This is a genomic window from Streptomyces sp. S6 (assembly GCF_054880855.1).
The window spans coordinates 1-6,700 of sequence record NZ_JBTYMC010000337.1; the positions used below are offsets into that span (position 1 = coordinate 1).

The 6,700-nt window shown below is 70.9% G+C and carries 7 protein-coding genes; 2 read left to right on the forward strand and 5 right to left on the reverse strand.

Annotated elements, in window-relative coordinates; translation table 11 throughout:
- The 5 genes from ACVNF4_RS30290 to ACVNF4_RS30310 form a co-directional block, all read right to left on the reverse strand.
- Positions 1 to 256: dihydrodipicolinate synthase family protein (locus tag ACVNF4_RS30290; protein WP_461806076.1), on the reverse strand; the 256-nt coding region annotated here is incomplete at its 3' end.
- A gap of 18 nt (positions 257 to 274) precedes the next feature.
- The gene (locus ACVNF4_RS30295; RefSeq protein WP_461806077.1) at positions 275 to 1,204 is read right to left on the reverse strand and encodes a carbohydrate ABC transporter permease; all 930 of its coding nucleotides are present in this window, start codon (positions 1,202 to 1,204) and stop codon (positions 275 to 277) included.
- A complete protein-coding gene (locus ACVNF4_RS30300; protein ID WP_461806078.1) occupies positions 1,201 to 2,094 on the reverse strand; it encodes a carbohydrate ABC transporter permease in 894 nt (297 codons plus the stop codon). The genes ACVNF4_RS30295 and ACVNF4_RS30300 overlap by 4 nt, the downstream gene beginning before the upstream one ends.
- Complete coding sequence (locus tag ACVNF4_RS30305) at positions 2,091 to 3,419, reverse strand: sugar ABC transporter substrate-binding protein (RefSeq protein WP_461806079.1); 1,329 nt, start codon at positions 3,417 to 3,419, stop codon at positions 2,091 to 2,093. The genes ACVNF4_RS30300 and ACVNF4_RS30305 overlap by 4 nt, the downstream gene beginning before the upstream one ends.
- Positions 3,420 to 3,558: 139 nt before the next feature.
- Positions 3,559 to 4,638: an FAD-dependent oxidoreductase gene (locus ACVNF4_RS30310; protein WP_461806080.1), complete on the reverse strand. Its 1,080-nt coding sequence runs from the start codon at positions 4,636 to 4,638 to the stop codon at positions 3,559 to 3,561.
- 53 nt (positions 4,639 to 4,691) lie between these two features.
- On the opposite strand from ACVNF4_RS30310, the gene ACVNF4_RS30315 reads away from it, so the two are divergent.
- Together ACVNF4_RS30315 and ACVNF4_RS30320 are read left to right on the forward strand one after the other, a co-directional pair.
- Complete coding sequence (locus tag ACVNF4_RS30315) at positions 4,692 to 5,384, forward strand: TetR/AcrR family transcriptional regulator (protein WP_461806081.1); 693 nt, start codon at positions 4,692 to 4,694, stop codon at positions 5,382 to 5,384.
- 172 nt (positions 5,385 to 5,556) lie between these two features.
- Positions 5,557 to 6,700, forward strand: a 1,144-nt coding sequence (locus ACVNF4_RS30320; protein WP_461806082.1) for a S1 family peptidase, incomplete at its 3' end; no start/stop codon positions are given.

Here is a 6,700-nt window from a genome sequence, read left to right on the forward strand (position 1 = left end):
CGGCGTGGTCGCGGGCGACCGGGACGGGCCCGCCGGCCGCCGCCAGGACGGGGACGCGTCCGGCGTTGGTCCCGACGGCGATCCGGGTGGCGCGTTCGGTCTCGTCCGGGGTGAGGGCGTGGAACTCGCCGGTCCCGCAGGTGACGAAGACACCGCCGGCGCCCGCCTCGACGTGCTGGGCGGGGCGTTCCTCGTCGAGTGCGCCGTCCTTGCCGAACGGGGTGACCGCGAAGAACAGCGCTCCGTGGGACTTCACGGCTTCTCTCCTGAGGTCTCAGCCCTTGGTGGCGCCGGCGGCGATGCCGGTGACCAGCGAGCGCTGGAGGAGCAGGTAGACGATCAGGCTGGGGACGAGGGCGATGACGGCGCCGGCCAGCAGGACCCCGGAGCCGACCTCGGGGTCGGTGCGCAGGATCGACAGGGCGACGGTGACGGTGTAGTCGGTGGGGTCCTTGGAAGCGATGAGGGGCAGCAGGTACTGGTCCCAGATCATGACGAACCCGAGGACCCCGGCGACGCCGAGCGCGGGCCTGCACAGCGGCAGGATCACCTGCCACAGCATGCGGAACTCACCGACGCCGTCGAGGCGGGCGGCCTCCTCGATCTCGGTGGGGATGTCCTTCATGAACTCGGTGAGCAGCATGATCGAGAACCCCCAGGCGCCGAGCGGCAGGATGACGCCCCAGACGGTGCCCTTGAGGTCGACGCCGACGACGGGGACGTGCCCGAGGACCAGGGAGAGGGGGATCGCGATGACCTCCTCGGGCAGCATCATCGTCAGCATGAACAGGGTCATGATCAGGGCCTGGCCGCGGAACCGGTGCCGGGCGAGGGCGTAGGCGGCGAGGACGGAGACGGCGAGCTGGAGCAGGAGGGCGCCGCCCGCGATGACGAGGGAGTTGGTGAAGTAGTCCCAGATGCCGCGCTCCCCCGCGACCTCGAAGTTGAGCAGCGTGGGGTGGTGCGGCAGGAAGGAGAGCGCGGAGCCGCTGGGGTTCGTGGTGAAGGCCCCGGCGAAGACGGTGACGAAGGGGACCGCGAAGACGCCCAGCGCGATCAGGCAGAGCAGGATGCGCAGGGCCCAGGCGACGCCGGGGCGGTCGCTCCAGCCGAGGGCGGTGTCGAAGCGGGCCGGGGTGGAACTGACGGGCTCGCGGGCCGGGGCTTTCGGTGCGCGGACGGCGTCGACGACGGGTGCGCTCATCGGGTGGCTCCCCTCTTGCGGAAGTAGTTGACCGTGACGGTCAGCAGCAGCGTCACGCCGAGCAGCACCACGGAGGCCGCGGACGCGCCGCCGATGTCGCCCCGGGTGAAGCCGAGCGTGTAGGCGCGGGTCATCCACACCTCGGTGGAGCCGGCCGGTCCGCCCCCGGTGAGGACGTAGACCTCGGTGAAGACACGCAGGCCCCGGATGGCGGCCAGGGTGAGGACGATGCCCATGGCGGGCCGGATCGCGGGGAGCGTGATGTACCGCAGGCGCTGCCACAGGGAGACGCCGTCCATCGCGGCGGCCTCGTACAGCGAGCGGTCGACGCCCGCGAGACCGGCGAGGATGATCACCATGTTGTAGGGGGCGCTCATCCAGACGCCCATGGCCGTCGTCGACCACAGTGCGGTCCCCGGGTTGTCGAGGAACTGCGTCGGTCCGAGGCCCAGGAAGCCCAGGGCGTGGTTCACGAGACCGTCGGAGGTCGGGTAGTACATCAGCCGCCACAGCTCGCCGACGACGGCGGTCGCGGTGACGACGGGCAGGAAGACGGCCGTGCGGACGATCTTCAGCGAGCGGCTCTGCCCTTCCAGGAGCAGCGCGAGGACAAAGCCGACGACGATGCCGCCGAGGGAGATCCCGACGCCGAGGAGCAGGGTGTGGCCGACGGCCTCCTGGAAGCGGTGGTCGCCGAGGACGCGCGTGTAGTTGTCGACGCCGATCCACTTGTCGCCGAGGAAGGGGCGCACCTTGAAGAAGCTGAGCCAGACGCCCTTGGCCATGGGCCAGAACTTGAAGAGGAGCGCGAGGAGCAGCGCGGGGGCGAGGAAGACCCAGGGCAGGGCGCTTCGCCTGCGGCGCACCAGGCTGGGGGTGGTCGCGGTCATTTCAGCAGGTCCTGGTCCTTGAGGTCACCGGCGAGGGTCTCGTTCAGCTCCTTGAGTCCGGAGCGGACGTTCCCTCCGCAGTAGGTGAAGATCGAGTTCAGCGCGTCGGCGGTGTCCTGGCGGAAGGGCGCCCAGTCGAGCGCGTTCGGGAACTCGACCGAGGCGGTCCGGTAGGCGTTCTGGACGACGTTCCAGCGCGGGTCGTCGCGCACCTTCGCGGCGTCGAGGGTGGTGTTGACGGGGATGCGGACGACCGGCTGGTGGTCGCCGGTCATGGCGAGCGTCTGGCCCTCGGGCGAGACGAGGAACGCGGCGAGGGCCTGTTCCTGCGCGGTCTTGCCGGTCTCGGCGCCGAAGTAGATGTTCTCGCCCTCGGCCAGGACAGCGTTGCTGGCGGGTCCCGCCGGGGCCTGGACCACCTCGTACTTGTCCTTGCCGGGTGTCTTGTCGAAGGCGGCGATGTTGTAGGGGCCGGTGAGGTACATCCCGGCGTTGCCGTCCTGGAAGTTGCTGGCGTTGCCGGTGACGGAGGTGATGGCGCCGGGCTGGAGGATGTTCTTGTCGGGGGAGCAGAACAGATTCTTCTTCAGCCAGGTGACGGCGTTCACGGCGGCGTCCGAGTCCATGACCGGCTTGTAGCCGCCGCCCTTGGTGGGCTCGATGATCCGGGCACCGGCCTGCCACAGGTAGCTCGCGCTCCACCAGGCGACGTACCCGCGCTGGGCGCTGCCGGGGACGACCATGCCGTAGGTGTCCTTCTTGCCGTCCCCGTCGGGGTCGCGGTCGGCGAACGCCTTGGCCAGGGTCAGCAGGTCGGCCCAGGTCTTCGGGACGGGCAGGCCCAGCTTCTCGCGCCAGTCCTTGCGGATGAAGAGGGTGAACGCCTGGCGGGAGTAGGGGATGCCGTAGTGCGCGCCGTCGAGACCGACGGTCGTGGACCAGGTCTTGGCGTCGATCTGGGCGTGGCCGGTGATCGTCGCGGGGTCGATCTTCTTCAGCAGCCCCTGGGACTGGTAACTGCCCATCAGGGCGGCGTCGTTGATCAGCACGTCGGGCAGGTCCCGAGTGGACGCGCGCGCCTGGAGCTGCTGGTCGAAGTTGACGACCGGCTGGTGTCTGACCTTGATACCGGTCTTCTTCGTGAACGCGGCGAAGACGTTGTCGTAGGTGAGCGCGGACTCGGGGTCGCTGCGCGTCCAGACCTCCAGCGTGTTCGGGTCACCGCTGTCCCCGTCGCCGGGGCCGCCGCACGCGGCCACCCCGAACATCAGCGTCGCGGCACCGAGGCCGGCGGCCAGGCGACGGCTCGGTCGGCGATCCACCATGGACACTCCGTTCATATTCGTGAACCCTCTTCACGAATCTAAATGAGAGCGCTCAAGCTACGAACGGTTTCGGCCGCATGTCAAGACATGAACTTGTAGAGGAACATCGGAGAGTTGGGACGGGTCACGGACACAACGGTCAAGGCGACAGGACTCGGTCGAAGTGCGCGAGGGCTTCGGCGGGGTCCGGGCCGACGAGGCGCTCCAGACCGGCGGTCGTGATCGCCGCCCACCTGCTCGCGCGGGCCCACATCCGCTCCTCGAAGGCCTTGAGGTCTCCGGCGGCGACCACGGTCTCCGCGAGTTCGGCGCCGTCCAGCATCGCGAGGTTCGCGCCCGCCCCCAGGGGCGGCATCAGGTGGGCGGCGTCGCCGAGGAGGGTGACGCCGGGGACGTGGGGCCAGGTGTGGGTGACGGGCAGGGTGCGGAAGGGGCGGGGGGTGAAGGCGGAGCCGTTGCGGAGGAGGTCGAGGAGGGGAGGGGCCCAGCCGTCGAAGAGGTCCAGCAAGGCGGCTCGGACGGCGCCGTCGTCCAGATCCTTGAACGGGTCCGCCGTCGCCCTGAACTTGGCGTACACCTTCAGATGGCCGCCACTGTTGCGCTGGGCGACGAGGCTGCGGTTCACGCCGTACACCGCGAGGGAGCCGTCGCCGACCAGCCTCGCGAGGGCGGGGTGGCGGGTGTCGACGTCGTCGAGGGAGGTCTCGACGGAGGTGACGCCGGTGTGGTGCGGGGTCACCGGTGAGAGGGCCGGGCGGACGCGGGACCGGGCGCCGTCCGCGCCGACGACGAGGTCGTACGCCTCCTCACGGCCGTCCGCGAAATGGACGCGGCCCGGTGTCACGCGGACCACCTCCTGGCCCCACCGGACGTCGAGGGGGCCGCGCAGCAGGTCGCGGAGGTGGCCTCGGTCGATCTCGGGGTTGGCCAGGTCGTCCGGGCGGGGGCGCCAGTCGCGCAGGACGGTGCCGTCCGGGGCGAGGATGCGCATGGCCTGCCCCTCGGGGCGGGACAGCTTGCGGAACTCCTCGGCCAACCCGGCCTTTTCCAGGGCGAGTTGACCCAGCCCTTCGTGCAGGTCGAGCGTGCCGCCCGGGGGGCGTGCGTCGGGGGCGGGGTCGCGTTCGAGGACGGTGACGGGGTGGCCGTGGCGGTGCAGGACGCGGGCGAAGGTGAGGCCGGCGGGGCCGGCTCCGACCACTGCGATGCGATGTCTCATGCCGATACACTGTATTGATTCGCTACGTCGTATCACAACAGTACGATGTGCCCATGACCGTCTGGGACCGGCCCGAGCCGCCGACTCGCCCCGTACCCCTCGACCGGGACCGCATCGTCACCGCCGCCATCGCCCTCGCCGACGAGGGCGGCCTCGACGCGGTCTCCCTGCGCAAGGTCGCCGCCCGTCTGGACGCCGGCCCCATGCGGCTGTACGGCTACATCGCCACCAAGGAGGAGCTGTTCGACCTCATGGTGGACGAGGTCCAGGCGGAGATCCTCCCCGAGGAGCCCCTCTCCGATTGGCGGGAGGCCCTGCACGCCCTCGCCGTGCGCACCCGCGAGACCGCCCTGCGCCACGCATGGCTGGCCGACCTCCTGGGCGGCCGTCCGTCCCTCGGCCCCAACGGCCTCGCCGTCACCGAGGCGAAACTCGCCGCCCTCGACGGCCTCACGGACATCGACACCGCCCTCTGCGCCACGGCGACGGTCAGCGACTACGTCACCGGCGCCGTCCGCCGCGAGATCACCCACCTCCGCGCCGAACGCACCTCGGGCCTCACGGACGCCGACTGGCAGCGCGCCTCCGGCTCCCACGTGACCCGCATGCTGGCCACCGGCCGCTTCCCCGCCCTGTCCAAGGCCGTCCACGACGGGGCGGAGGCGGACGCGGAGACGTCCTTCACGACCGGGCTGGAGTGGGTGCTCGACGCGGTGGCCGCGAAACTGGACCGCCCACCGGCCTGAGGCCGCCGCGCGCGGAGTTCGGGGCGCACGTGTGGACCGCCGACGCCCTCAAGAACGCGATCACTTCAGGTGAACACCCGAACGGCCCCGCGCGTATGAACAGTGGGCGCTCCACGACCGCGGTGCCCCGCGACGACGTCCGGCGTCGCGTATTCGGGTTCGGGAGCCAGGTATGAGGCACGTACGACGACGCACCGTCCGGCGAGTGACACGGCTGGCGGCCGTCGGCGGACTCCTCGCGGGAGGGGCGATGGTCGCGCAGGTGGCCATGGCGAGCGAGACGCCGAACTCGTCGTCGCTGGTGCGCAGTTCGGCGGACGAGGCGGGCCGGACGGGCACCGACCTGACGAAGCGGCTGGGCACGGACCGGACGGCCGGCAGTTGGATCGGCAAGGACGGCCGACCGGTGGTCGCGGTCACCGACGAGAGCGCGGCGGAGGCGGTCCGCGCGGCGGGCGCCCAGGCGAAGATCGTCGGCCACAGCATGAACGAACTCAAGGCGGCCACCACGACGTTGAGGGACGCGCCCCGGGTCGCGGGCACCGCCTGGTCGGTGGACTACCGCACGAACAAGGTGGTCGTACAGGCGGACAGCACGGTCTCCGCGGACGACTGGTCGAAGCTGACGAAGGTCGCCTCCGGCATCGGCGGCTTCGTCCAGATGGAGCGCACGAAGGGCACGTTCACCACCCGGATCAACGGCGCGCTGCCCATCCTGTCGACGAGCGGGCGCTGTTCGGCCGGGTTCAACGTCACCAACGGCCGGCAGGACTTCATCCTGACCGCCGGGCACTGCGGTCCGAACGGTTCGATCTGGTTCTCCAACAGCCAGGCGTCGCAGGAGATCGGGCAGACCGTCGACTCCAACTTCCCCGGCGCCGACTACTCGTTGGTCCAGTACGCGAGCGGCAAGGCGGGCGACGGCGCCGACATCGTCGCGATCGGCAACGGCAACGGCGTCAAGATCACCGGCTTCGCCGACCCGGTCGTCGGCCAGCGGGTGTTCCGCAGCGGCAGCACGACGGGCCTGCGCGACGGGCAGGTCACGGCGCTGAACTCGACGGTCAACTACCCGGAGGGCACGGTCACCGGTCTGATCGAGACGAACGTGTGCGCCGAACCCGGCGACAGCGGCGGCTCGATGTTCTCGGAGGGCATCGCCCTCGGCGTCACCTCGGGCGGCAGCGGTGACTGCACCTCGGGTGGCACGACGTTCTTCCAGCCGGTGTCGGCGGCGCTGGCCGCGACGAAGATGCGGCTGCTCGTGGCCGCGAAGGCGGACGGCGCCCAGCAGGACGGCGGCGCGGCTCCGGCCC